Below are 23,780 nucleotides of genomic sequence, written 5' to 3'. Positions count from 1 at the left end.
CCAACAAATTTGCAGGTCAGCGGTGTTTCACACGCGTGCCGGGTTACTGGGTAACGTGCCTTGTGCGGGCCGTCGAACGGGACACCTGTCACCGCTCGGTCCGACCGCGCCGCACCCCACCCCGTGCGCCGTATCGGCACCGGGCGAGCCGCACTGGCTCTTCCGGAGACCCCGGGGGCCGGACAGACGGAGGAGCACACGTGACCGTGGAAAGCACTGCCGCGCGCGGAACGTCGCGCAGCAGCAGCGGAAAGCGCACGGCGGCGGCCAAGACGGCCGCCAAGAAGGCGCCCGCGAAGAAGTCGGCGAGCCGCGCCAAGCGCGGCTCGGCACCCGCACAGCCGGAGCTGGTGCAGCTGCTCACCCCCGAGGGCGAGCGCGTCGAGCACCCCGACTACGCCATCGACCTCAAGCCCGAGGAGCTGCGCGGTCTGTACCGCGACATGGTGCTCACCCGGCGCTTCGACTCCGAGGCGACGTCGCTGCAGCGGCAGGGCGAGCTGGGCCTGTGGGCCTCGCTGCTGGGCCAGGAGGCCGCGCAGATCGGCTCCGGCCGGGCGCTGCGCGACGACGACTACGTCTTCCCCACCTACCGTGAGCACGGTGTGGCGTGGTGCAAGGGCGTGGACCCGGCGAACCTGCTCGGCATGTTCCGCGGTGTGAACAACGGCGGCTGGGACCCGAACAGCAACAACTTCCACCTCTACACCATCGTCATCGGCTCGCAGGCGCTGCACGCCACGGGCTACGCGATGGGCGTGACGAAGGACGGCGCGGACTCGGCCGTCGTCGCCTACTTCGGCGACGGTGCCTCCAGCCAGGGCGACGTCGCGGAGGCGTTCACCTTCGCCGCCGTGTACAACGCGCCGGTGGTGTTCTTCTGCCAGAACAACCAGTGGGCCATCTCCGAGCCCACCGAGAAGCAGTCCCGCGTCCCGATCTACCAGCGCGCCGCCGGCTTCGGCTTCCCCGGCGTTCGGGTGGACGGCAACGACGTGCTGGCCGTACTGGCCGTGACGCGGGCCGCCCTGGAGCACGCCCGCTCCGGGCAGGGCCCGATGCTGGTGGAGGCGTTCACCTACCGCATGGGCGCGCACACCACCTCCGACGACCCGACCCGCTACCGCGCCGACGACGAGCGCGTGGCGTGGGAGGCCAAGGACCCGATCCTGCGGCTGCGCACCTACCTGGAGAAGGAGGGCCTGGCCGACGAGGCGTTCTTCGCCGGGCTGGAGAAGGAGAGCGAGGAGCTGGGCGTCAGCGTGCGCGAGAAGATCCGCACGATGCCCGACCCCGACACGATGGCGATCTTCGAGAACGTCTACGCGGACGGCCACGCGCTCATCGACGAGGAGCGCGCCCAGTTCGCCGAGTACCTCGCGTCCTTCGCCGACGCGGACGAGACCGCCGGAAAGGGCCACTGACATGGCTGCCAAGAGTTCGGGCCAGCTGCCCGTCGCGAAGGCGATCAACGAGTCGCTGCGGGCCTCCCTGGAGGCCGACCCCAAGGTCCTGGTCATGGGCGAGGACGTCGGCAAGCTCGGTGGCGTCTTCCGCGTCACGGACGGGCTCCAGAAGGACTTCGGCGAGGACCGCGTCATCGACACCCCGCTCGCCGAGTCGGGCATCGTCGGCACCGCGATCGGCCTGGCCCTGCGCGGCTACCGGCCGGTGGTCGAGATCCAGTTCGACGGGTTCGTCTTCCCCGCGTACGACCAGATCGTCACCCAGCTCGCCAAGATGCACGCCCGTGCGCTCGGCAAGGTGAAGATGCCGGTCGTCATCCGCATCCCCTACGGCGGCGGCATCGGCGCGGTGGAGCACCACAGCGAGTCGCCGGAGGCGCTGTTCGCGCACGTCGCGGGCCTCAAGTGCGTCTCGCCGTCGAACGCGAACGACGCGTACTGGATGATGCGCCAGGCGATCGAGTCCGACGACCCGGTGATCTTCTTCGAGCCCAAGCGGCGCTACTGGGACAAGGGGGTCGTCGACACCTCCGCCATCCCCGCCCCGCTGCACGAGGCGCACGTCGCCCGCACGGGCACGGACCTCACCCTGGTGGCCTACGGCCCGATGGTGAAGACCTGCCTGGAGGCCGCGGCGGCGGCCGAGGAGGAGGGCCGCTCGCTGGAGGTCGTCGACCTGCGCTCCATGTCGCCGATCGACTTCGACACCGTCCAGCGGTCGGTGGAGAAGACCGGTCGGCTGGTGGTGGTGCACGAGGCGCCGGTGTTCTACGGCTCCGGTGCGGAGATCGCCGCCCGGATCACCGAGCGGTGCTTCTACCACCTGGAGTCGCCGGTCCTGCGGGTGGGCGGTTTCCACGCGCCGTACCCGCCGGCCCGCCTGGAGGAGGAGTACCTGCCGGGCCTGGACCGGGTGCTCGACGCCGTCGACCGCTCCCTGGCGTACTGAGCAGGGGCTGAGGAGAGTCGTGACGATGACTGCGAACGCGCAGCGCTTCCGCGAGTTCAAGATGCCCGACGTGGGCGAGGGCCTGACCGAGGCGGAGATCCTGTCCTGGCACGTCAAGCCCGGTGACGCGGTGACCGACGGCCAGGTCGTGTGCGAGGTCGAGACGGCCAAGGCCGCCGTCGAGCTGCCCATCCCCTTCACCGGGACGGTCAGCGAGCTGCACTTCGGCGAGGGCACGACGGTGGACGTCGGGACGTCGATCATCACCGTCGACACCGACCCGTCGGCGGGCCCGGCCCAGGCCGCCCCGGCCGCACCCGCAGCCGAGCCCGCCGCACCGGCCGCTCCGGCAGCACCGGCCGAGCCCGCCGAGGAGGCGCCGGAGGAGGGCAAGCGGCAGCCGGTGCTCGTCGGCTACGGGGTGTCCGCCTCGTCCACCAAGCGGCGGCCCCGCAAGCAGGCGGCGGCCGTGCCGGAGCAGGGCGCGGCCGACGCGCTCCAGGCCGAGCTGAACGGCACCGTCCCCGGGGCGCCCGCCCCGGACGCGCCGACGGCCCCGGCCGCCACCCGTCCGCTGGCCAAGCCGCCGGTGCGCAAGCTGGCCAAGGACCTGGGCGTGGATCTGGCCCGCGTCACCCCCACCGGGCCCGAGGGCACCATCACCCGGGACGACGTGCACGCGGCGGCGGCACCGCCGGCGCAGGCCGAGGCCCCGGCGGCGGCGCCCGCACAGGCCGCGGCCGAGCCCGCTGCGGCCCCCGCCGTGGAGCCGCAGTCCATGGCCGCCATCCGGGAGCGCCGGGTGCCGGTCAAGGGCGTCCGCAAGGCGACGGCGGCGGCGATGGTCTCCAGCGCGTTCACCGCGCCGCACGTGACGGAGTTCGTCACGGTCGACGTCACCCGCACGATGCGGCTCGTCGAGGAGCTCAAGCAGGACCCGGACATGGCGGGGCTGCGGGTCAACCCGCTGCTGATCGTCGCCAAGGCCCTGCTGACGGCGATCCGCCGCCACCCGGACGTCAACGCGACGTGGGACGAGGCGAACCAGGAGATCGTCTACAAGGACTACGTCAACCTGGGCATCGCCGCCGCCACCCCGCGCGGCCTGATCGTGCCGAACATCAAGGACGCGCAGGCCAAGACCCTGCCGGAGCTGTCGCGGGCGCTCGGTGAGCTGATCGCCACGGCACGCGAGGGCAAGACGTCCCCCGGCGACATGCAGGGCGGCACGGTGACGATCACCAACGTCGGCGTGTTCGGCGTCGACACCGGCACCCCGATCCTGAACCGCGGGGAGTCCGCGATCCTCGCCTTCGGCGCGGTCAAGCTCCAGCCGTGGGTCCACAAGGGGAAGGTCAAGCCCCGGCACGTCACCACGCTGGCCCTGTCCTTCGACCACCGGCTGGTCGACGGCGAGCTGGGCTCCCGCGTGCTGGCGGACGTGGCGGCCGTCCTGGAGCGCCCCAAGCGCCTCATCACCTGGGGCTGAGCCCCGGCGCACCCCGCACCGCAGCCCGTCCCCGGACCATCGGGGGCGGGCTGCGGGCGGTTCGGGCCGTGGACGGCTCGGGGCGCCGACGGCCGGGGGTGGCCGTCGGCCGCGTCAGAGCGTCAGAGGTAGGGGCCGCCGGAGCGTCCGGGGCCGCGCTCGGCGGCGTCCTCGGGCACGGCGCCGGGCGGCAGGGCGCGCCGCATCTGCTCCAGCTGCGCGCGGGCGGCCATCTGCTGGGCGAACAGGGCCGTCTGGATGCCGTGGAAGAGCCCTTCGAGCCATCCGACGAGCTGGGCCTGCGCGATGCGCAGCTCGGCGTCGCTCGGCACCACGTCGTCGGTGAAGGGGAGCGAGATGCGCTCGAGCTCCTCGATGAGCTCCGGCGCGAGCCCGTCCTCCAGCTCCTTGACGGAGCTGTGGTGGATCTCCTTCAGCCGGGCGCGGCTCGCCTCGTCGAGCGGGGCGGCCTTCACCTCTTCGAGAAGCTGCTTGATCATGCTGCCGATGCGCATGACCTTCGCGGGCTGCTCGACCATCTCCGTGATGGGTACCTCGCGCGACTCCTCGTCGCCCTCGCCGCCGCCGGGGGTGCTGAGCGCCATGCCGTCCGGGCCGACCACCAGGACGTGTGAACGGTCTTGCGGCTGTTCGTTCGTCGGCTGTGTCATGGGTCCATTCTGCACGGCGTCCGCAGGCTTCCGGGGGCGCTACCGCCGACGCAGCCGCAGGCCGAGGAAGGCCAGGCCGAGGCCCACCGAGGCCATGCCGGCGCCGAGGGAGAGGACGGGCAGGACGGGTCCGCCGACGGGCGGGGCGGCGGCCTGCCGGACGGGGGCGGTCCCGTCGGCGGATTCGGCCTCCTCCGCGTAGTCGGCGTAGAGGTCGTAGGTGCCGAAGGTCTCCGCGGGCCGCTCCGGCAGCGGGACCCACGGGTGGGCCGGCGCCCGGGACACCGTCTGGGGCGCGGGGCTCCGGTCGGCGGCGGGCTGCTCCTCGGGCGCGGGCGAGGCGGGCTCGGGCGCGCTCGGTGACGGGCTGCCGGGATCGGTTGAGGGGGAACCGGACGGCGTGCCGGTGGGCTCGGGTGCCGTCGGCGAGGGCGACACGTGCCCGGGTGGTCGGGGCCCGTCGGGGCCCACCCCCGGCTCGGGGGAGAAGCGGTAGCCGTCCTCCTCGGGGAGGACCCAGCCCGGAGGTCGGCTCGGCTCCGCCTCCTGGCCGGGGCCCGGGCTCTCGGCGAGGGCGGGGACGGGCAGCAGGACGGCGGCACCGACCAGCAGGCCCACGGCGTGCGCTTTCACTGCGTGACTCCCCTCTCGCCCCGTGCGTCCCATACGTCCCGTACATCCCATGAGGTCCGTGCGCCCCCTGCAGCCCATGCAGCCCTTTCGGCTCGGTGAGCCCGCCCTTCACACTGACCAGTGACCAGCGTCACACGTCGGCTCACGTCCGGCACCTTGGGCGGGAACTTCCACGCTCAGTGACGACCGCGTGACGTGAAGCCGCTTTCCGACGGCGTGCGTTCCCGTCGCTCCAGGGGCGTGTGCCCCGGCGCACGCACCCACATGCGCGCCCCTTTCGGCCCGCGACGCGCCTCGGGCACCATCGGCTCCCCCTCACCTCACCAGCACGACCTTCCCGACGTGCTCGCCGCCCTCCAGCACCCGGTGGCCCTCGGCGGCGTCCGCCAGCGGCACGGTGCGGTCCACGACGGGCCGCACCCGGCCGCTGCCGATGAGCGGCCAGACGTGCTCGCGGACGGCCGCCACGATCGTCGCCTTCTCCGCGACGGGACGGCCGCGCAGGCTCGTCGCCGCGATCGCCCCACGCTTGGCGAGGAGCGCGCCGAGGTTCAGCTCGCCCTTGACGCCGCCCTGCATCCCGATGACCACGATGCGCCCGCTGACGGCGAGCGCCGCCACGTTCGGCTTCAGGTACTTGGCGCCCATGATGTCGAGGATGACGTCGGCGCCGTGGCCGTCCGTCGCCGCCTTCACCTCTTCGGTGAAGTCCTGCTCCCGGTAGTTGACGAGGATATCGGCACCCAGCTCGGCGCAGCGCGCCAGTTTCTCCTTCGTCCCGGCGGTCACGGCCACCCTCGCGCCGACCGCCTTGGCGAGCTGGACGGCCATGGTGCCGATGCCGCTGGCCCCGCCGTGCACCAGGAAGACCTCGCCCGGCCGCAGGTTGCCGACCATGAAGACGTTGGACCACACGGTGGCGGTCACCTCCGGCAGCGCCGCCGCCGTCACGAGGTCGACGCCCTCGGGAACCGGCAGCACCTGTCCGGCGGGCACCGCGACGCGTTCGGCGTACCCGCCGCCGCTCAGCAGCGCGCACACCTCGTCGCCCACGGCCCACCCCACGACACCCGGCCCGACGGCGGCGATCCGCCCGGAGCACTCCAGACCGGGGTAGGGTGACGCTCCCTCAGGCGGCGGGTAGAGGCCCTGACGCTGCAACAGGTCGGCGCGGTTGACGGCCGCGGCGGCCACGTCGATCAGCACCTCCCCCTCGCCCGCTTCGGGATCGGGCACCTCGGCCCACACCAGCGCCTCGGGACCACCGGGTTCGGGAATCGTGATCGCACGCATGGGCACGACGCTACCGTCTGCGCGCGGCGGTCCGGTGATCGCGACGTGTCGGGTCGCCGACGGACTCGTGGTCACCCGGGTGGTGTTCCGCGACGGCGGGCCCGCCGGGTCGCGGAGCGCCGCCCGGCATGATGGCGGGTATGAGCGAAGAGACGACACGCCGCATCGGCATCCTGCTGTTCCCCGAGGTGGAGGAACTCGACGCCTTCGGACCGTGGGAGGTGCTGTCCCACTGGACGCGGATCTATCCGGAGGACGGCTGGGAGGTGTTCACCTTCTCGGAGGAGGGCGGCGCGGTGACCTGTGCCAAGGGCCTGACGGTCCAGGCGCACCACGCCCTGGCCGACGCGCCCCCGCTCGACGTGCTGCTGTACCCCGGCGGCGACGGCACGCGGACGATGCTCAAGGACGAGGAGCACCTGGCCTGGCTCCGGGAGCAGCGCGCGACCGTGCCGCTGCTGACGAGCGTGTGCACGGGCGCCCTCGTCTACGCGGCGGCGGGGCTGCTGGCGGGGCGGCGGGCAACGACGTACTGGCAGGCGCTGCCGACGCTGGCGGAGCTGGACCCGACGGTCGAGGTGCGGCCCGACGAGCGCTTCGTCGACGACGGCGACCTCGTCACCGCCTCAGGGGTGTCGGCCGGGATCGACATGGCCCTGCACCTCGTGGCGCGGCTCGCCTCCCCCGAGCGGGCGCGCGAGGTGCGCAGGGGCATCCAGTACGACCCCGAGCCGCCGGTGTGAGGCGGGGCTGACGGCGGTCACTGCCCGAGGTCGTCGCGGGGGGACTGCCAGTCCCGCTTGGCGGCGGGCTGCATCTTCGGCGGGTTGCGCAGCTCGCCGGTGTCGTCCTCGTCGCCCTTGCGCAGCTTCCTCACCGGCTGCTCCTCCTGCGAACGGCGGATGACGACGACGCGGTCCTGCTGCTGGAGCGCGGCGGCGGCCGGCTCGTCGAAGTGCAGCAGCCGGTGGCCCCTTATGACGGCGAGGACGAGGTCGGGGCACTGGCGCGGCGAGCGTCCGACCTCGGCCTTGGTGACGGGGCGTTCGGCCAGCGTCATCCCGATGCCGGTCTGGATGAGGTCCTCCATGACCTGGCCCGCGCTCGGGCTGATGAGGGACAGGCCCAGCAGCCGTCCGGCCGCGCCGGAGCTGGTGACCACGGAGTCCGCGCCGGACTGCTTGAGCAGCGGCACGTTCTCCTCCTCCCGCACGGAGGCGACGATGTTGAGCTGCCGGTTGATCTGCCGCGCGGTCAGCGTCACGAGGACGGCCGTGTCGTCGCGCTGGGTGGCGATGACGACCTGCCGGGCCCGGTCGATGCGCGCCCGCTCCAGGACGCTGGAACGGGTGGCGTCGCCGACGACTCCGGCGAACCCGTCGGCGTTGGCCGCGTCGATGACCTTCGCGCTCGGGTCCACGACGACGATCTGCTCCTTCGTCGCACCGGCCGCGAGCAGCGTCTCGGCCGCCGAGCGGCCCTTCGTCCCGAAGCCGACGATGACCGTGTGGTCGCGCACGGTGGACCTCCAGTGGGACAGCCGCCACTGCTGGCGGGTGCGCTCGGTCAGCACCTCCAGCGAGGTGCCGACGAGGATGATCAGGAAAGCGACGCGCAGCGGGGTGATGACGAAGGTCGTCAGCATCCGCGCGGTGTCGGAGGTGGGATAGATGTCGCCGTAGCCGGTCGTGGAGAGCGACACGGTGACGTAGTACACCGAGTCGAGCAGGGTGATGCCGCCGCCCGCGTTGTCCGCGTAGCCCTCGCGGTCGAGGTAGACGACGGCGACCGCTATCAGCAGCACGACGTGGGCCATGAGCAGCCGCTTGGCCACCTGGAGCAGCGGACCGGTGAGCTGCCGGGGGAGTTGCACCCGGAAGGTGTACTCGTCCGCGTAGGCGATCCGCTTCCGGCGCGCCGTGAGCGGGTTCTCGAGCTTCATGGAAGGGTCACCGGTCAGTTCCGGGGCAGGCCGAGCAGATGGACGGGGGCGCCCGCTCCGGCGCCGCCGGGCGGGATGACCGCCAGGGCCGTGGCCGAGGCGATCCCCCGGAGCATAGCCGGGCCGTGGAAACGCAGCGGCGTCGCGGTCCCGCGCCGGTGGGAGACGGGCACGAGCCGGGTGTCCTCGGGGTGGCCCTGCACCCGTTCGGCCAGCCGCGCCGGGCCGGGCCCCGCCTCCGGGTCGCGGTCGGCGAGGGTGCGCAGCAGCGGGTCGGCGAGCGTCAGCAGCGCCGAGACGGCGGCCAGCGGGTTGCCGGGCAGCCCGACGACGTGCCGCCCGTCGGGGAGCGCCGCGAGCAGCATCGGATGACCGGGCCGCACGGCGACGCCGTCGACGACGAACATCGCGCCGAGCTCCCGCAGCGCGGGGCGCAGGTGGTCCACGGGCCCGGCGGCCGTCGATCCGGTCGTGACGAGCACCTCGGCGTCGCCGCCGGTGAGTGCGTCACGCAGCGCCGAGGCGCTGTCGCCCAGGTGCCGGGTGGCGACGACGTCCGCGCCCAGCTCCGCCAGCCAGGGGGCGACGAGGGGGCCGAGCGCGTCGCGGATCCGGCCGTCGGCGGGGACGCCCTCGGTCAGCAGCTCGTCCCCGAGGACGAGGACCGCGGCGCGCGGGCGGCGGGTCAGCGTCAGCCGGTCGTACCCGGCGGCGGCGGCGAGCCCCAGCACGGCCGGGGTGACGAAGGCCCCGGCGGGCAGCAGCAGGTCGCCCGTGCGGCACTCCTGGCCGCGCGGCCGGATGTCGCCGCCGTGCGGCGGGGTGGCGGGCGCGGTGAGCCGACCGCCGCCCGCGAAGCCGTGCTCGCTGCGCAGGACGGCGGTGGCGCCCTCGGGGACGCGGGCGCCCGTCGCGATGGCCACCGCGTGCCCGTCGGGCAGCCGCTCGGGGGTGTCACCGGCGAGGACGCCGGGCCCGGTGTCCTCCAGCGCCCACGGTCCGGGGCCGGCGACGGCCCAGCCGTCCATGGCGGAGGTGTCGAAGGCGGGCAGGTCGGTGAGGGCGGGCAGGGGCTCGGCCAGCACGTGGCCCAGCGCCTCGGGCAGCGGCAGCTCGACCGGCTCGCCGGGGCGGGCGGCGTACCGGGCCGCCGTCCGGGCCTCCGCCCAGCTGACGGCGGCGGGCCGGGAGGGGCCGCCGGAGGGTCGGCCGCCCTCGGGCGCGGCGCCCGGCGGGCCGCCGCCGGACGCGCCGCCGGGGCGGGGGCTCAGCGCGGCGTCGAGCCCGGCCGTGCCGTTGGCCAGGGCGAGGGCGTCGTCGAAGTCGTCATCCATCGCGGGCGTCCGGGGGTGGGAAGGAGGGGTCATGGGGGCCTCGCGCTCTGTGCCGTCAGCCGGCGGGGGGTGGGGAGCCGGGGGAGGTGCCCGGGCCGCCCGGCGCCTCCTCGTTCCAGCGGTCGGCCAGGGCCGCCGCCTTGCGGACGGCGACGGCGATGTCCTCCGGCGAGCCGCCCTGGCGGGCGGCGGCGTAGCCCACGAGGAACGTCGTCAGGGGTGCCGCCGGGCGGGCGACGCCGTGGGCGGCGTCCCGGGCGAGGTCGAGGACGGCGGTGATGTCGACGTCGAGTTCGAGGCCGAGCTCCGCCTTGACTGCGGTGGTCCATTCATCCAGCACACGCCCATGCTCCCTGATGCGGGCGCGGGCGGCGGCGATGTCCTCCCAGGTGTCGCAGTCGGCGCCGGTGTCCGTCGGCACCCGGCGCACCGCGAGCTCGGCGGTGAGGAGCTTCAGGGGCAGGTGGTCCAGGCGGCCGTGCTCGGTGGCGAGCAGCGCCAGTTCGCGGCGCAGCGGCTCGGCCCGGTGGACGGCCAGGAGCGGCTGGTCGCGGCCGTCCGCGGTGGCCAGCGCGCATTCCGCGGCCGGGTCCCCGGCCAGCGCGGCGCGCAGCCCCCGGACGGTGTCCGGGGCGAGGAAGGGCAGGTCGGCGGAGAGCACCAGCACGGTCCGGGCGGTGACGTGCCGCAGTCCGGCGTCGAGCGCCGCGAGCGGGCCGCCGCCGGGGCGGGCCTCGCGCGTCCACGTCACCGGCCGGACGGTGGGCCTGCGGGGGCCGACGACGACGGTGCGGGCGGCGTCCGGGCAGGCGGCCAGGGTGCGGTCCAGCAGGGTGCGTCCGCCGACGGTGACGGCGGGCTTGTCCGCGCCCCCCAGGCGCCGCGCGCCCCCACCGGCCAACACGACCACGTCGTATGCAGCTGCCACGCCTAGAGGGTACGGCGACACCGGGGGCTCGGGGCTCCGGGCTATCCTGCGACGGGCGCAGGCCCGCGATCACCGTGCGCCGGGCGCGCACTCGGGCGTGCGCGGGACGCGCTGGGCGGGGGCGCACCGGTCCGGCCGACCGCGCTCGGCACCCACCGGCTCGGTACGACGACGAGGGCTTGATGAGGTTGTTCCCTTCCACCACGGCCTCGGCGATGCCGTCGTGTCCTCCCGTTCCGTCCGGCCCTGCCGCCGCACCCCGCCACCGGGACGCCGTCGCGTGCGGTGCGGGCCGACGGTGACCGGGAACCGGCGCACCGGTCGCGCCGCCGTCACCCTGGGCCTGACCGTGATCACGGTGGTCACGGTGGTCACGCTGCTCGTCCTCACCGGCGTGCCCGGCACCGCCACGGACGACGGACGGGACCGGGCCCCCGGACACCTCCCCCTGGGCCCGGCGGACCTGGCGGAGCACCGCACCGTCACGCCCCTCGCGCCGGGCGTCGAACACCTCGCCATCCGCCGGGGCGACGCGTCACCCGACGAGCACTGGACGCTCACCGTGGGCCTGGGCACCTCGGAGGCGGAGGTCGCCGAGCTGCGACGACGCGTACGGGAGGCCGGCCACACCCCGGTGCTGAGCGAGGTGGTCGGTGCCGATCCCGGCCGCCGCGACGGCACGGGGCCGGGGACGCTCGTGCGCGTCGGGGCGTACGCCGGTGAGGGGGAGGCGGACGAGGTCCGCGAGGAGTTGGCGGAAGCGGGGGTGCGCACCAAGCAGCAGCACACCAGCGGGGACGGACGAGTCGCCACGGGGCCGTGGTCGGTCCACGTGCTCGTCATCGACCCGGAGGAGTTCGACGGGCGTCTCACGGCGGAGCTCGCGGCGGGGACCGTGGCGGGCCGGGAGACCGTGACCTCTCTCGTCAGCCGTACCGGAGCCCTCGCCGGTGTCAACGGCGGCTTCTTCGTGCTCGGCGAACGTGATCGCCCCGGACAGGGGATCGCCGGCACGGAGGGCGACCTCGCGGGTGTCTCCGTGATCAGGGGCGAGTTGCTGTCCGAGGCCGTGAACGGGCGGCCCGCCCTCGTCCTGCCCGACGGCTCGGGCGCCGAGGCGACGATCCGGCGCCTGCGGACCCGGCTGTCGGTCCGGGTCGCCGGTGCCTCGCGCGAGGTCACGGGCCTCAACCGCGTACCCGGTCTGATCGTCAACTGCGGTGGGGTGGGCGAGCAGACACCCCTGATGCGTCCCGCCCATGACTGGACGTGCGGCAACGCGCACGAACTGATCGCGATCACGCCGGAGTTCGGGGCGCAGGCACCGGGGGGCGAGGGCTACCAGGTCGTCCTGGACGGCGACGGCCGGGTGACCGGGGCGCGGGAGAACGGTGGCGGACCGGTACCGGCGGACGGCCTGGTGCTGCGGGCGACCGGTGATTCCGCGACCTGGCTCCGGCGCCACGTCGCCGTCGGGTCGACCGTCAGCGTCACCGAGGACGTCGTGGACGTCGGGACCGGGAAGGTGCTGCCCAGGTCGGCCGGGACCTCGGTGGTCAACGGCGGGCCGCTGCTCCTTCGGGACGGAGCCGTGGCGCTCGATCCGGAGCGCGACGGCTGGAGCCCCCGGGACATCGCGGCCACCGACCGGGCGGAGTGGTTCACCGAGTGGTACCTGCGGCGGAAGGCCCGCAGCGCCGCCGGGGTGACGGCGGACGGACGTCTGCTGCTGATGACCGCCGACGGCGATCAGCCGGACCACGGTGTCGGGCTCACGATCGGCGAGACGGCCGAGGTGATGCGCTCGCTCGGCGCGGTGGACGCCGTCAACCTCGACGGGGGCGGTTCGGCCGCCATGGCCGTGGACGGCACCCTCGTGTCGAGCCCCAGCGACGCGGCGGGGGAACGCCCCGTGGCGGACGCGCTGCTGGTGCTGCCCTGACGCGCCCCCGGCCGTCGCGGACGACGGCCGGGGTGGTGCGGGCCGGCTCGGTCGGTCAGCTCGGTCGGTCAGCTCGGTCGGTCAGAGGGTGCGCAGGAGGACGGCGGGGTGTTCGACGCAGTCGGCGACGTACCGGAGGAAGCCCCCGGCCGTGCCGCCGTCGCAGACGCGGTGGTCGAAGGTCAGCGAGAGCTGGACGACGTGCCGCACGGCCAGCTCGCCCTCGTGCACCCACGGCTTCGGCACGATCCGGCCGACGCCGAGCATCGCCGCCTCGGGGTGGTTGATGATCGGCGTCGAGCCGTCCACCCCGAACACGCCGTAGTTGTTGAGGGTGAACGTGCCGCCCGTCAGCTCGGCCGGGGAGAGCCGGCCCTCGCGGGCGGCGTCCGTCAGCCGCTGGAGCTCGTCGGTCAGCCCCTGCGCGTTGCGCCGGTGGGCGTCCTTGACGACGGGCACGACCAGCCCGCGCTCCGTCTGCGCGGCGAAGCCGAGGTGCACGGCGGGGAGCCGGACGACCTCGCGCCGCTCGGTGTCCACGGTGGAGTTCAGCTCGGGGTGGCGCTCCAGCGCGGCCACGCAGATCCGGCCGAGGAGCGCCAGGAGGGAGATCTTCGGCCCGGCGGCGTTCATGGCCCGGCGGGCCGCGAGCAGCTCCGTGGCGTCGGCGTCGACCCAGCAGGTGGCGTCGGGGATCTCGCGACGGCTGCGGGCGAGCTTGTCCGCCACGGCGCCCCGCACGCCCTTGAGGGGCACCCGCTCGCCCTCCGGCTCCGCCGCGGGGGCGGAAGCGGCCGGGGCGGCGGCCGGCTCGGGACGGGCGGCGGCGCGCTCGACGTCGGCGCGCAGGATCAGCCCCTGCGGGCCGGAGCCCGGCACGGTGTGCAGGTCGATGCCGTGTTCGCGGGCGATGCGGCGCACGAGCGGTGAGATGACGGCGAGGGGCGCGCCCGTCCGGGCGTCCGCCGGGTCGCCCGCCCGCGTGGCGGGGGCGCGGGGCGCGGAGCGGGGGCGCGTCGGCGCGGGGGCCGGAGCGGGGGCGGCCGGGCGCGCCCGGCGGCGCCGGCGCGGCGCCTCGCTCGTCCCGTAGCCGACGAGGACGTTCCCCGAGCCCTCCTTCGCTCCGGACGCGGCGGACGCTGCGGGCTGCGCGGACGGCGCGGGGGTGCCGTCGACGACCTCCACACCGTTCACGGCGGGCTTCCCGTCCCCTTCCTCCGGTGCCGAGGCGACGGTCACCAGCGGGGTGCCGACGGGGATCTCGTCGCCCTCCGCGCCGTACCGGGCGGTGACCACGCCGCCGTACGGGCAGGGCACCTCCACCATGGCCTTCGCCGTCTCGACCTCGACCACCGGCTGGTCGATGGCCACGACGTCCCCGACCTCGACCAGCCACCGGGTGATCTCGGCCTCGGTCAGCCCCTCGCCCAGATCGGGCAGAGTGAACTCGCGCACCTCGGGCATCAGCGTCCGTTCCCTTCCGTCCACCGCGACTCCCACTGGAGCCTGTCCACAGCGTCCAGGATCCGGTCGACGCCGGGAAGGTGGTGGCGCTCCAGCATCGGCGGCGGGTACGGGATGTCGAATCCGGCGACGCGCAGGACGGGCGCCTCCAGGTGGTGGAAGCAGCGCTCGGTGACGCGCGCCGCGATCTCCCCGCCGGGCCCGCCGAAGCCGCCCGACTCGTGCACGACCACGGCCCGCCCGGTGCGCCGCACGGACGCGGTGACCGTCTCGTCGTCGAACGGCACGAGGGAGCGCAGGTCGACGACCTCCAGGTCCCAGCCCTCGGCCGTCGCCGCCTCGGCGGCCTCCATGCACACGGGCACGGAGGGGCCGTAGGTGAGGAGCGTCGCCGAGGTGCCGGTGCGCCGGACGGCGGCCCGCCCGATCGGTTCCACGGCGGCGGGCGCCTGCGGGTCCCAGTCGTCCTTGGACCAGTAGAGCCGCTTGGGCTCCAGGAAGACGACGGGGTCGTCGGAGGCGATGGCCTCGCGCAGCATGCCGTAGGCGTCGGCCACCGTCGCCGGGGTGACGACGTGCAGGCCGGGCGTGGCGATGTAGTACGCCTCGGAGGAGTCACTGTGGTGCTCCACCCCGCCGATGCCGCCGCCGTAGGGCACCCGGACGGTGATCGGCATGGGCAGGGCGCCGCGCGTGCGGTTGCGCATCCGGGCGACGTGCGAGACGAGCTGCTCGAACGCCGGGTAGGCGAACGCGTCGAACTGCATCTCCACGACCGGGCGCAGCCCGTACATGGCCATGCCGACGGCGGCGCCGAGGATGCCGGCCTCGGCCAGCGGCGTGTCCGTGCAGCGGTCGTCGCCGAACTCCTTCGCCAGCCCGTCGGTGACACGGAAGACGCCGCCGAGGGTGCCGACGTCCTCGCCGAGCACGTGCACGGCCGGGTCCTCGGCCATCGCGTCCCGCATCGCGCGGTTCAGCGCCTGCGCGAGCGGCGTGGGCTTGCGGGCGGCGGCCCGCGTGGCGTCCGCCGGTCGGCGGGTGGCCGCCGTGCTCATCGGCCGTCCTCCTGTCCGTGCTGGGCCTGCTGGGCCTGTTCGTCGTGTGCGTCGTGTTCGTCGGCCGCCGCCAGCTCGGCCCGCAGCTGCTCGGCCTGCTCCCGCAGCTGGGTGGTCTGCTCGGCGTACACGTGGTCGAACAGGGACATCGGGTCGAGCTCGGCCTCCGCGTTCATCCCGTCCCGCAGGTCGGCGGCCATGCGTTCGGCGGCCTCCCGGGCGGCGGCGATGCCGTCCTCGTCCAGCAGCCCGCGCTGCGTCAGCTCGGACTCCAGCAGAGCCACCGGGTCGTGGGCGCGCCACGCCTCGACCTCGGCGTCGCCCCGGTAGCGGGTGGCGTCGTCGGCGTTGGTGTGCGCCTCCATCCGGTACGTCACCGCCTCGACGAGCGTGGGCCCGCCGCCGCGCCGGGCGCGGTCCACCGCGTCGGCCAGCACCTCGTGCACGGCCACCGCGTCGTTGCCGTCCACCAGCCGGCCGGGCATGCCGTACCCGACCGCCTTGTGGGCGAGCGTCGGGGCGGCGGTCTGCTTGGCCAGGGGCACGGAGATGGCGAAGCCGTTGTTCTGCACCAGGAAGACGACCGGGGCCTGCCAGACGGCGGCGAAGTTCAGCGCCTCGTGGAAGTCGCCCTCGCTCGTGCCGCCGTCGCCGACGAGGGCGAGGGCCACGACGTCGTCCCCGCGCAGCCGCGCCGCGTGCGCGAGGCCGACGGCGTGCGGGAGCTGGGTGGCGAGCGGGGTGCTGAGCGGCGCGATGCGGCACTCGAGCGGGTTGTACCCGGAGTGCCAGTCGCCGCGCAGGAGGGTGAGCGCCTGCGCCGGGTCCAGGCCCCGGGCGACGGCGGCGAGGGTGTCCCGGTAGCTGGGGAAGAGCCAGTCCCGCTCCTCCAGGACGAGGGCGGCGGCGACCTCGCACGCCTCCTGTCCGGTGGAGGACGGGTAGACGGCGAGCCGGCCCTGCTTGGTCAGGGCCGTGGCCTGCTGGTTGTAGCGGCGGCCCTTCACCAGCTGGGTGTACAGCTCGGACATGAGCGCCGGGTCGAGCTCGGCGCCGGTTCCGAGGACGCGGTGGGGGTGCTCGTCCGGCAGGAGGGGCGCCGCGTCGGTGAGCGGCCGCCACTGTGGGGGCGGGGCAGGGCGGTATGCGCCGGTCTGCGCGGTGACCGTCATGTCGGGCGCACCTCCGGTGGTTCGGGGGCGGACGTTCGGGGGGGTGGCGGTGGCCACGGAAGTGACCGGGGTCTCTCCCCTACCGATTGTTCGGTCCGGAGTGCATTCTGGCTACAGGTGGTACCGCGCTGTGGACGAATGGCCGCCCCCGGCGGCCGGACCGCGCCGGACGTCCAGAAAGGGAGGGCCACACGCCGTGGCGGATGAACAGATGGCCGACACCGGGCTTCCCGCCCGGCCGCTGGACGCGGTGGACCGGCAGATCCTCGGCATCCTCCAGACGGACGGCCGGGCCTCGGTCCGCGCGGTCTCCGACCGTGTCCACATCTCGCGCGCCAACGCCTACGCCCGCATCAACCGGCTCGTCGAGGACGGCGTGATCCGGGGCTTCAGCGCCCGCATCGACCACGAGCGCGCGGGCCAGGGGGCGTCCGCCTACGTCACGCTCAAGATCGTGCAGAACACCTGGCGCACGGTGCGGGCCCAGCTCGAACAGCTGCCGGGGGCGACCCACATCGCCCTGGTCAGCGGCGACTTCGACGTGCTGCTGCTCGTCCACACCCGCGACAACCGCGCGTTGCGGGAGCTGGTGCTGACCCGCATCCAGGCGATCCCGGAGGTCCTCAGCACGCGCACGCTGCTGGTCTTCGAGGAGACCGACCTCCACCCGACGCCCTGAGCGCCGGGCGGAGGCGTTCCGGCCCGGCCCTCAGGCGCGGGGCGTGGCCGGGGCGCTGAACGAGATCCAGACGTCCGGCGGCAGCTGTGGCCGCCCCGGCACCGGCCTGCGCTCCTCCGTCCACGCGTCACCGGTGAGCTCCGTGGCGACGCGGCGCCAGAAGCGTGCCGCGGCCCGGTTGGCGTCCTGGAACGCGATGTCCCACGGGCCGGGGTGCCGGGCCACGATCTCCCGTACGGCGTGCAGCCCGATCCCCGTCCGGCGCGCGCCGCGCACCACGAAGAAGCTGTTCAGCACGCGCGTCGGCGCGTCGAGGCCCCGGACGAACGCGAAGCCGGCGGGGCGGGCGGCGCTCGTCAGGAGGTAGGGCGCCCAGCCGGGTGCGGTGAAGGCCAACCGGAGCCGGTGGTCGTCGAAGGTCCCGTCGGCGCGGGGCAGGTGACCGTCGAACTCCGACAGGTCGTGGCGGAACAGCAGCCACAGTCGCTCCACTGTGGGACGGTCGGTGCTGTCGGCGAGGCGGACGGACGTCTCGGACACGGGGCCCCTTCCGGGAGGCGGGCGATCGGCGGACGTCCCGTGCCGGGGGAAGCCCGCGCGGAGCAGGAGGCGGAACGCGAAGAAGCCTCCCCGGCACGGACGCGGGCGTCCGTGCCGGGGAGGCTTCCTGGCTGAGGCGCATTCTCGCACGTGCGGGCGCGGTGCCCGCTCGCTTTCCGCCGGGAAGCGGTCAGTTGCCGTAGTAGGTGTCGAAGGTGCGGGAGAAGTCGCGGCCGTTGAACTCGTCCCAGTTGATCGACCAGGTCATCAGCCCCCGCATACCGGGCCACGTGCCGTGCGGCTGGTAGGAGCCGCAGTCGGTGCCCCGGGTGAGGCAGTCGAGCGTCCGGGTCACCTCGGCGGGCCCGATGTGGCCGTTGCCCGCGTGCGACGAGGCGGGCAGACCGACGGCCACCTGGTCGGGGCGCAGCGGAGCGAAGAAGGCGTCCTGGTCACCGGCGACGGGGAAGCCCGTCAGCAGCATGTCGGTCATGGCGATGGGGAAGTCGGCCGAGCCCATGGTGTGGTGCCGGTCGTCCAGGCCCATGATCGGACCGGAGTTGTAGTTCTGGACGTGCAGCAGCGTGAGGTCGTCCCGCAGCGCGTGGATCACCGGCAGGTAGGCGCCCGCGCGCGGGTCCTGCCCGCCCCACTGGCCCGAGCCGTAGAACTGGTAGCCGAGCTGCACGAAGAACGTCTCGGGCGCCATGGTGAGGACGAAGTCCTCGCCGTACTCGGCCGTCAGGGTCTCCAGTGCCGAGATCAGGTGGACGATGACGGGGCTGGTCGGGTTGCGGAAGTCGGTGTCGCCGGCGTCCAGGGCCAGGGAGTGGCCCTCGAAGTCGATGTCGAGCCCGTCGAGCCCGTACCGGTCGATGATGGAGCCGACGGAGGAGACGAACGCGTCGCGGGCGGCGGGCGTCTCCAGCCGGACCTGGCCGTTGGCGCCGCCGATGGAGATGAGCACCTTCTTCCCGGCGGCCTGCTTTGCCTTGATCGCCGCCGCGAACTCCTCCTCGGTCTCGACCTCCGGGCACTCGCTGCGCGGGCACAGGTCGAACCGGATGTCGCCCGAGGTCGGCGTCGTGGGCTCACCGAAGGCGAGGTTGATGACGTCCCAGGAGTCGGGCACGTCCGCCATGCGGGTGTAGCCGGAGCCGTTGGCGAAGCTGGCGTGCAGGTAGCCGACGAGGGCGTGCTCGGGCAGCTCCCCGCCGCCGCCCCCGCCGCCGCTGCCGGTGGTGACGGTGACGGCCGCCGAGCGGGCGGACTCGCCGTACGCGTTGGTGGCCGCGACCTCGAAGGTGTGGGCGGTCTCCGGGGTGAGGCCGGTGACGGTGGCCGAGGTGCCGGTGGTCGTGCGCGCGGACTCGCCGTTGCGGTAGAGCCGGTAGCCGGTCGCGCCCGGCACGGCGTCCCAGGTGAGCGTCACGCTGGAGGAGGTGACCGACCCGGCGGCCAAGCCCTCGGGGACGGCGGGCGGCTGCTGGTCGCCCGGGTCGCCGCCGGGGCCGGTGAGGGAGAGGTCGTCGGCGTGGTAGGCGGGGGTGCCGTACCAGCCGTGGGTGTAGACGGTGACCGAGGTGGTGTCGGGGCCGGTGGTGAAGGTCGTCGACAGCCGGGTCCAGTCGCTCGCGGAGGGCGTCCAGGTGGAGACGTCGGTCGTGCCGGTGCCCCGGGCGCCCAGGTAGACGTAGGAGCCCTGGAACCAGCCGCTCAGCGTGTACGCGGAGTCCGGCCGCACGGAGACGGTCTGCGCGCACTCGGCGTGGTGGCCGCCGCCGGGCGTCGCCTTCAGCGCGGCGGTGCCGCCGTGCACGGGCGTGGAGACGGGCGCGGCGCTGCCCGCCGGGCAGCGCCAGCCGTCCAGGCCGGACTCGAACCCGCCGTTGCGCAGGAGCTCGGCCTCGGCGGCCTGGGAGCTCTGCGCGGTGGCGGTGAGACCGCCGCAGGCCAGCGCGACGGCGAGCAGCGTGGCCCGCAGCCGGCGGCGGGGACGGGCGGGCGGGCGCGCGGTGCCCCTGGAACGTCTGAAGCGGCTCACGACTGCCTCCGGGCTCGGGAAACGGGTGCCGAGAGCGGAATTTGGTCCAGACCAATTACGGTGTCAAGGGTTCGCGCAGCCCCGCGTCACCCGTACCGAACACCGCCCGGCACCGGCGGACGACGGCCGGACACCGGGCGGTTCGGGCGGCTCGGGCAGGTCGGAAAGGTCGGTCAGCTCGTCAGGCGACTCAGGTGACTCAGGTGACGCGGAGGCCGGCGAAGGCCATCCGGACGACGGCGGCGGACACCTCGGGGGCGGCGGAGCCGCGCTCGGGCCGGTACCACTCCACGATCGAGTTGATCATCCCGAACAGCAGCCGCGTCGCCAGCCGCACGTCGATGTCGGTCCGCAGGTCGCCCTCGGCCGCCGCCTGCTTCAGCAGCTCCGCGACCTGCTGGTCGAACTCCCGGCGCCGCGCGAGCGCCCACCGCTCGGTGTCGGTGTTGCCGTGCACCCGCAGCAGCAGCGTGACGTAGGGCAGCTCGGCCATCAGCACCTCGGCCGTCCGCCGCGTGACGTACTCCAGCCGCTCGACGGCCCGGCCGTCCGTCGCGCCGGGCTCGGCGAGGATGCCGAACAGCCCGTCGAGCGCGCGGGCGACGGCGCGCCGCAGCAGCTCCTCCTTGCCGCGCACGTGGTGGTAGATGGACGACTTCGAGATGCCCGCGGCCTTCGAGAGGTGCTCCATGCTCGTGCCGTCGTAACCGCGCTCGTTGAACACGCGCACCGCGACGGCCAGCAGGGTGTCGGGGGTGTACGTGTCACGGCGGGCCATGGTCACGATTGTCCCCCCGCCGGTCCGGAGCGGCGCAGCAGCCCCTGGGAGGGGGCGTAGCGGCCGGTGGGGTGGGCGGCGTGGAGGCCGCGCAGGACGGACGCGGCCCAGCCCGCGCCGAGGGCGTCGCACCACTCCAGGGGGCCGCGAGGGTAGTTCACGCCGAGCCGCATCGCCGTGTCGACGTCCGCCTCCCCGGCCACACCCCGGGCGACGGCGTCGGCCGCGAAGTCGGCCAGCATCGCCACCGTGCGGGCGACGACGAGGCCGGGCACCGGCTCGATGACGCTGACCTGCTTGCCGAGGGCCTGGAAGAGCCCGGCCGCCGCCGCCCGGTCGGCCTCGGGGACGTCGTCGGCGCAGCCCAGGGCGATGCGGGTGGCGGTGCGGTAGTCGAGGGCGAGGTCGAAGTGGATCTCGCCGGGGGCGGGCGCGCGGCCGTCGGCCAGGCGCAGCCGGGCGCCGCCGGGGAAGGCGAGGTGGCCGCGCCCCTCCTCGTCATCGACCGGGGCGGACGGGACGACGGCGGTCCGGACGGCGTCCGCCGGGACGACGCCGATGCCCGCGTCGGCCAGCAGCTCCGGCAGGACGGCGGCGGGGCCGAGGGAGCCGTGCACGGTGACCTGGCGGGGCGCCGGGTGCCGGGGGGCGGTGTGCGGGGCGGGCCGGTCGGCGGCCCCCGCCGTACCGCCCGCCGCCCCCGCCGCGTCCTGCGCCGCCTCGCCGTGCGGGAACCAGCCGTGACCGGACTTGCGGCCGAGCCGCCCGGCCTCCACCAGCCGCCGCTGCGCGAGCGAGGGCGTGAACTTGGGGTCGTGGAAGAACGCCTCCCAGACGCTGCGGGTGACGGCCTCGTTGACGTCCTGCCCGATGAGGTCGGTCAGCTCGAACGGCCCCATGCGGAACCCGCCGCTCTCGCGCAGCACGGCGTCGAGGGTGGCGGCGTCGGCGGCGCGCTCCTCCAGCAGCCGGAACGCCTCGGCGTAGAAGGGCCGGGCCACCCGGTTGACGATGAAGCCGGGGGTGTCGGTGCAGCGCACCGGGGTCTTGCCCCAGGCGGCGGCCAGCTCGACGGCGCGGACGGCGGTCGCCTCGTCGGTGGCGTGGCCGCTGACGACCTCCACCAGCGGCAGCAGCGGCGCGGGGTTGAAGAAGTGCAGCCCCACGAACCGGCCGGGGCGCCGCAGCGCGCCCGCGATGGCCGTCACGGACAGCGAGGAGGTGTTCGTCGCGAGCAGGCAGGTGTCGGCGACGACGGACTCCAGCGCCTCGAAGAGCAGCTGCTTGGCACCCAGGTCCTCCAGGACGGCCTCCACGACGAGCGCGGCGTCGGCCAGGTCGCCCAGCTCCTCGGCGGCGTGCAGCCGGCCCGCCGCCGCGTCGCGCTCGGCCGCCGTCATGCGGCCCTTGGCCACCAGCCGGTCCAGCCGGGCGGTGACGGCCTCGGCGGCCTGCTCGGCGCGGCCGGGGGCCACGTCGTGCAGCCGCACCCGGTGCCCGGCGACGAGCGCGACCTGGGCGATGCCCTGGCCCATCGTTCCCGTCCCGACGACCGCCACGGTCCCCGCGTCCGGCGCGTTCTCCACGCTGGCCATTTCAGCCCCCTTGTCCCGACCGATCGTTCGGTTACTCTAACGGTGTCCGCAAGCCCGCGCCCAGCTCGACGAGGAGTTGGTCTTCGATGACCACCGCGCTCACCGCCAGGCAGCTGATCGACCAGCACCGTCCCACACTCGACCAGGCTCTGGAGACCCTCCGCACCCGGGCGTACTGGTCACCGTTCCCCGAACATCCGAAGGCCTACGGCGAGAACGGCTCACTCGGCCCCGCCGAGGGCCAGGCCGCCTTCGACGCGCTGCGCGACGCGCGCTTCGAGCTGGACCAGCCCGGCACCCGGGGCTGGACGGGCGGCGAGACCTCCCCCTACGGCTTCCCCCTCGGCATCGAGTACCCGAACCCGGACGTCGACGTGCTGCTGCCCGCGATGCGGGACGCGATGCCCGCCTGGCGGGACGCCGGACCGGAGGCCAGGGCCGCCGTCTGCCTGGAGATCCTGACCCGCATCAACGCGCGCACGCACGAGTTCGCCCAGGCCGTCATGCACACCAGCGGGCAGGCCTACATGATGGCGATGCAGGCCGGCGGCCCGCACGCGCAGGACCGGGGCCTGGAGGCGGTGGCCTACGCCTACGCCGAGCAGACCCGCACCCCGGCCACCGCCGTCCGGTGGAGCAAGCCGCAGGGCAAGCGCGACCCGCTGGAGCTGACCAAGGAGTTCACCGCCGTGCCGCGCGGCGTGGCGCTCGTCATCGGCTGCAACACCTTCCCCACCTGGAACGGCTACCCCGGCGTCTTCGCCTCCCTGGCCACCGGTAACGCCGTCCTCGTCAAACCGCACCCGCGCGCCGTCCTCCCGCTCGCGCTGACCGTGCGCATCGCCCGGGAGACCCTCGCCGAGGCCGGCTTCGACCCGAACCTCGTCGCGCTCGCCGCCGAGCGGGACGGCGAGGGCATCGCGAAGACGCTCGCGGTGCGGCCCGAGGTCCGCATCGTCGACTACACCGGCTCCACCGCCTTCGGCGACTGGCTGGAGGCCAACGCCCGGCAGGCGCAGGTCTTCACCGAGAAGGCGGGCGTCAACACGATCCTCTTCCACTCCACCGACGACTACCGCGGCATGCTCGCCAACGTCGCCTTCTCGCTGTCCCTCTACAGCGGCCAGATGTGCACCACCCCGCAGAACCTGCTCATCCCCCGCCAGGGCATCGAGACGGACGCCGGACCCAAGACCTACGAGGAGGTCGTCGCCGACCTCGCGGGCGCGGTCGACAAGCTGCTCGGCGACGACGCCCGCGCCACGGCCCTGCTCGGCGCGATCGTCAACCCGGGCGTCGCCCAGCGGCTGGACGCCGCCGCGTCGCTCGGCGAGGTGGCGCTCGCCTCCCGCACGGTCGAGCACCCCGACTTCCCCGACGCGACGGTGCGCACCCCCGTCATCGTGAAGCTGGACGGCGCGAAGCCGGACGCGGAGGCCGCCTACCTCAGCGAGTGCTTCGGCCCGGTGTCCTTCGCCGTCGCCGTCGACTCCACCGATGCCGCCGTCGCACTGCTGCGCCGCACGATCCGCGAGCAGGGCGCCATGACCGTCGGCGCCTACACGACGGACGCCGCGACGGAGCGCCTGGTCGAGGACGCCTGCCTGGAGGAGTGCGCCCAGCTCTCCCTCAACCTCACCGGCGGCGTGTACGTCAACCAGACCGCCGCGTTCTCCGACTTCCACGGCTCCGGCGGCAACCCCGCCGCGAACGCGACGCTGTGCGACGCGGCGTTCGTCGCCCCGCGCTTCCGCATGGTCGAGGTCCGCCGCCAGGCCTGACCCCCGCCGCCCCCACGCAGCC

General features: G+C 74.6%; 20 protein-coding genes. 7 read left to right on the top strand and 13 right to left on the bottom strand.

Annotated features, from left to right (window positions below; genetic code table 11):
- The first annotated feature begins 200 nt into the window (after positions 1-200).
- From pdhA (V6D49_RS13345) to V6D49_RS13335, 3 genes are read left to right on the top strand one after another with little or no spacing between them, the layout of a single operon-like run.
- Positions 201-1,424, top strand: coding sequence for a pyruvate dehydrogenase (acetyl-transferring) E1 component subunit alpha (gene pdhA / locus V6D49_RS13345; protein ID WP_340559788.1), 1,224 nt, complete (start codon positions 201-203; stop codon positions 1,422-1,424).
- 1 nt (position 1,425) lies between these two features.
- Positions 1,426-2,415 (top strand): alpha-ketoacid dehydrogenase subunit beta, encoded by a 990-nt coding sequence (locus tag V6D49_RS13340; RefSeq protein ID WP_340559786.1) that lies wholly within the window; start codon positions 1,426-1,428, stop codon positions 2,413-2,415.
- Positions 2,416-2,440: 25 nt separating this feature from the next.
- The gene (locus V6D49_RS13335) at positions 2,441-3,904 is read left to right on the top strand and encodes a dihydrolipoamide acetyltransferase family protein (RefSeq protein WP_340559785.1); all 1,464 of its coding nucleotides are present in this window, start codon (positions 2,441-2,443) and stop codon (positions 3,902-3,904) included.
- Between the two features lie 122 nt (positions 3,905-4,026).
- Here V6D49_RS13335 and V6D49_RS13330 read toward each other — a convergent pair whose 3' ends face one another.
- The 3 genes from V6D49_RS13330 to V6D49_RS13320 form a co-directional block, all read right to left on the bottom strand.
- Positions 4,027-4,575, bottom strand: a complete 549-nt coding sequence (locus V6D49_RS13330; RefSeq protein WP_340559783.1) for a bacterial proteasome activator family protein — start codon at positions 4,573-4,575, stop codon at positions 4,027-4,029.
- Between the two features lie 39 nt (positions 4,576-4,614).
- Positions 4,615-5,208: a hypothetical protein gene (locus V6D49_RS13325; protein ID WP_340559782.1), complete on the bottom strand. Its 594-nt coding sequence runs from the start codon at positions 5,206-5,208 to the stop codon at positions 4,615-4,617.
- Between the two features lie 315 nt (positions 5,209-5,523).
- Positions 5,524-6,501, bottom strand: coding sequence for an NAD(P)H-quinone oxidoreductase (locus tag V6D49_RS13320; protein WP_340559779.1), 978 nt, complete (start codon positions 6,499-6,501; stop codon positions 5,524-5,526).
- A gap of 140 nt (positions 6,502-6,641) precedes the next feature.
- Between V6D49_RS13320 and V6D49_RS13315 the strand changes: the two genes are divergently transcribed.
- The gene (locus tag V6D49_RS13315) at positions 6,642-7,244 is read left to right on the top strand and encodes a DJ-1/PfpI family protein (protein WP_340559777.1); all 603 of its coding nucleotides are present in this window, start codon (positions 6,642-6,644) and stop codon (positions 7,242-7,244) included.
- Positions 7,245-7,261: 17 nt separating this feature from the next.
- Here V6D49_RS13315 and V6D49_RS13310 read toward each other — a convergent pair whose 3' ends face one another.
- The 3 genes from V6D49_RS13310 to V6D49_RS13300 are packed head-to-tail and all read right to left on the bottom strand — an operon-like array spanning position 7,262 to position 10,705.
- Positions 7,262-8,443 (bottom strand): potassium channel family protein, encoded by a 1,182-nt coding sequence (locus V6D49_RS13310; RefSeq protein WP_340559775.1) that lies wholly within the window; start codon positions 8,441-8,443, stop codon positions 7,262-7,264.
- A gap of 14 nt (positions 8,444-8,457) precedes the next feature.
- On the bottom strand, positions 8,458-9,810 hold the full coding sequence (locus V6D49_RS13305; RefSeq protein WP_340559773.1) for a molybdopterin molybdotransferase MoeA: 1,353 nt from the start codon (positions 9,808-9,810) through the stop codon (positions 8,458-8,460).
- 22 nt (positions 9,811-9,832) lie between these two features.
- Positions 9,833-10,705: an NTP transferase domain-containing protein gene (locus V6D49_RS13300; protein ID WP_340559771.1), complete on the bottom strand. Its 873-nt coding sequence runs from the start codon at positions 10,703-10,705 to the stop codon at positions 9,833-9,835.
- Between the two features lie 298 nt (positions 10,706-11,003).
- Between V6D49_RS13300 and V6D49_RS13295 the strand changes: the two genes are divergently transcribed.
- Entirely contained in the window at positions 11,004-12,647 is a 1,644-nt protein-coding gene (locus tag V6D49_RS13295) for a phosphodiester glycosidase family protein (protein WP_340559769.1), read from the top strand.
- An 81-nt stretch (positions 12,648-12,728) separates the two neighbouring features.
- On the opposite strand, the gene V6D49_RS13290 is transcribed toward V6D49_RS13295, so the two are convergent.
- From V6D49_RS13290 to pdhA (V6D49_RS13280), 3 genes are read right to left on the bottom strand one after another with little or no spacing between them, the layout of a single operon-like run.
- Positions 12,729-14,111, bottom strand: coding sequence for a dihydrolipoamide acetyltransferase family protein (locus V6D49_RS13290; RefSeq protein ID WP_340563971.1), 1,383 nt, complete (start codon positions 14,109-14,111; stop codon positions 12,729-12,731).
- On the bottom strand, positions 14,111-15,169 hold the full coding sequence (locus tag V6D49_RS13285; protein ID WP_340559767.1) for an alpha-ketoacid dehydrogenase subunit beta: 1,059 nt from the start codon (positions 15,167-15,169) through the stop codon (positions 14,111-14,113). The genes V6D49_RS13290 and V6D49_RS13285 overlap by 1 nt, the downstream gene beginning before the upstream one ends.
- Complete coding sequence (gene pdhA, locus V6D49_RS13280; RefSeq protein WP_340559766.1) at positions 15,166-16,341, bottom strand: pyruvate dehydrogenase (acetyl-transferring) E1 component subunit alpha; 1,176 nt, start codon at positions 16,339-16,341, stop codon at positions 15,166-15,168. The genes V6D49_RS13285 and pdhA (V6D49_RS13280) overlap by 4 nt, the downstream gene beginning before the upstream one ends.
- Positions 16,342-16,537: 196 nt before the next feature.
- On the opposite strand from pdhA (V6D49_RS13280), the gene V6D49_RS13275 reads away from it, so the two are divergent.
- Entirely contained in the window at positions 16,538-17,020 is a 483-nt protein-coding gene (locus tag V6D49_RS13275) for an Lrp/AsnC family transcriptional regulator (protein WP_445330519.1), read from the top strand.
- Between the two features lie 30 nt (positions 17,021-17,050).
- Here the strand turns inward: V6D49_RS13275 and V6D49_RS13270 are convergent, their stop codons facing one another.
- The 4 genes from V6D49_RS13270 to V6D49_RS13255 all read right to left on the bottom strand — a co-directional run bounded on the left by V6D49_RS13270 (position 17,051) and on the right by V6D49_RS13255 (position 21,977).
- Positions 17,051-17,560: a GNAT family N-acetyltransferase gene (locus tag V6D49_RS13270; RefSeq protein ID WP_340559764.1), complete on the bottom strand. Its 510-nt coding sequence runs from the start codon at positions 17,558-17,560 to the stop codon at positions 17,051-17,053.
- A 190-nt stretch (positions 17,561-17,750) separates the two neighbouring features.
- Positions 17,751-19,544 carry a chitinase gene (locus V6D49_RS13265; protein WP_340563965.1) on the bottom strand — a complete coding sequence of 598 codons (1,794 nt, stop codon included), beginning with the start codon at positions 19,542-19,544 and terminating at the stop codon, positions 17,751-17,753.
- A 259-nt stretch (positions 19,545-19,803) separates the two neighbouring features.
- A complete protein-coding gene (locus V6D49_RS13260; protein ID WP_340559762.1) occupies positions 19,804-20,388 on the bottom strand; it encodes a TetR/AcrR family transcriptional regulator in 585 nt (194 codons plus the stop codon).
- On the bottom strand, positions 20,385-21,977 hold the full coding sequence (locus tag V6D49_RS13255; protein ID WP_340559761.1) for a 3-hydroxyacyl-CoA dehydrogenase: 1,593 nt from the start codon (positions 21,975-21,977) through the stop codon (positions 20,385-20,387). Before V6D49_RS13255 ends, V6D49_RS13260 begins: the two co-directional genes overlap by 4 nt.
- An 86-nt stretch (positions 21,978-22,063) precedes the next feature.
- Here V6D49_RS13255 and paaN point away from each other — a divergent pair, with 86 nt between their 5' ends.
- Positions 22,064-23,758 (top strand): phenylacetic acid degradation protein PaaN, encoded by a 1,695-nt coding sequence (paaN, locus tag V6D49_RS13250; RefSeq protein ID WP_340559760.1) that lies wholly within the window; start codon positions 22,064-22,066, stop codon positions 23,756-23,758.
- The last annotated feature ends 22 nt before the right edge of the window (positions 23,759-23,780 follow it).

The organism is Streptomyces sp. GSL17-111 (genome assembly GCF_037911585.1).
Lineage (GTDB): Bacteria > Actinomycetota > Actinomycetes > Streptomycetales > Streptomycetaceae > Streptomyces.
The sequence above is the reverse complement of the archived record's forward strand: the minus strand, read 5'-3'. Positions and strand labels throughout refer to the sequence as shown.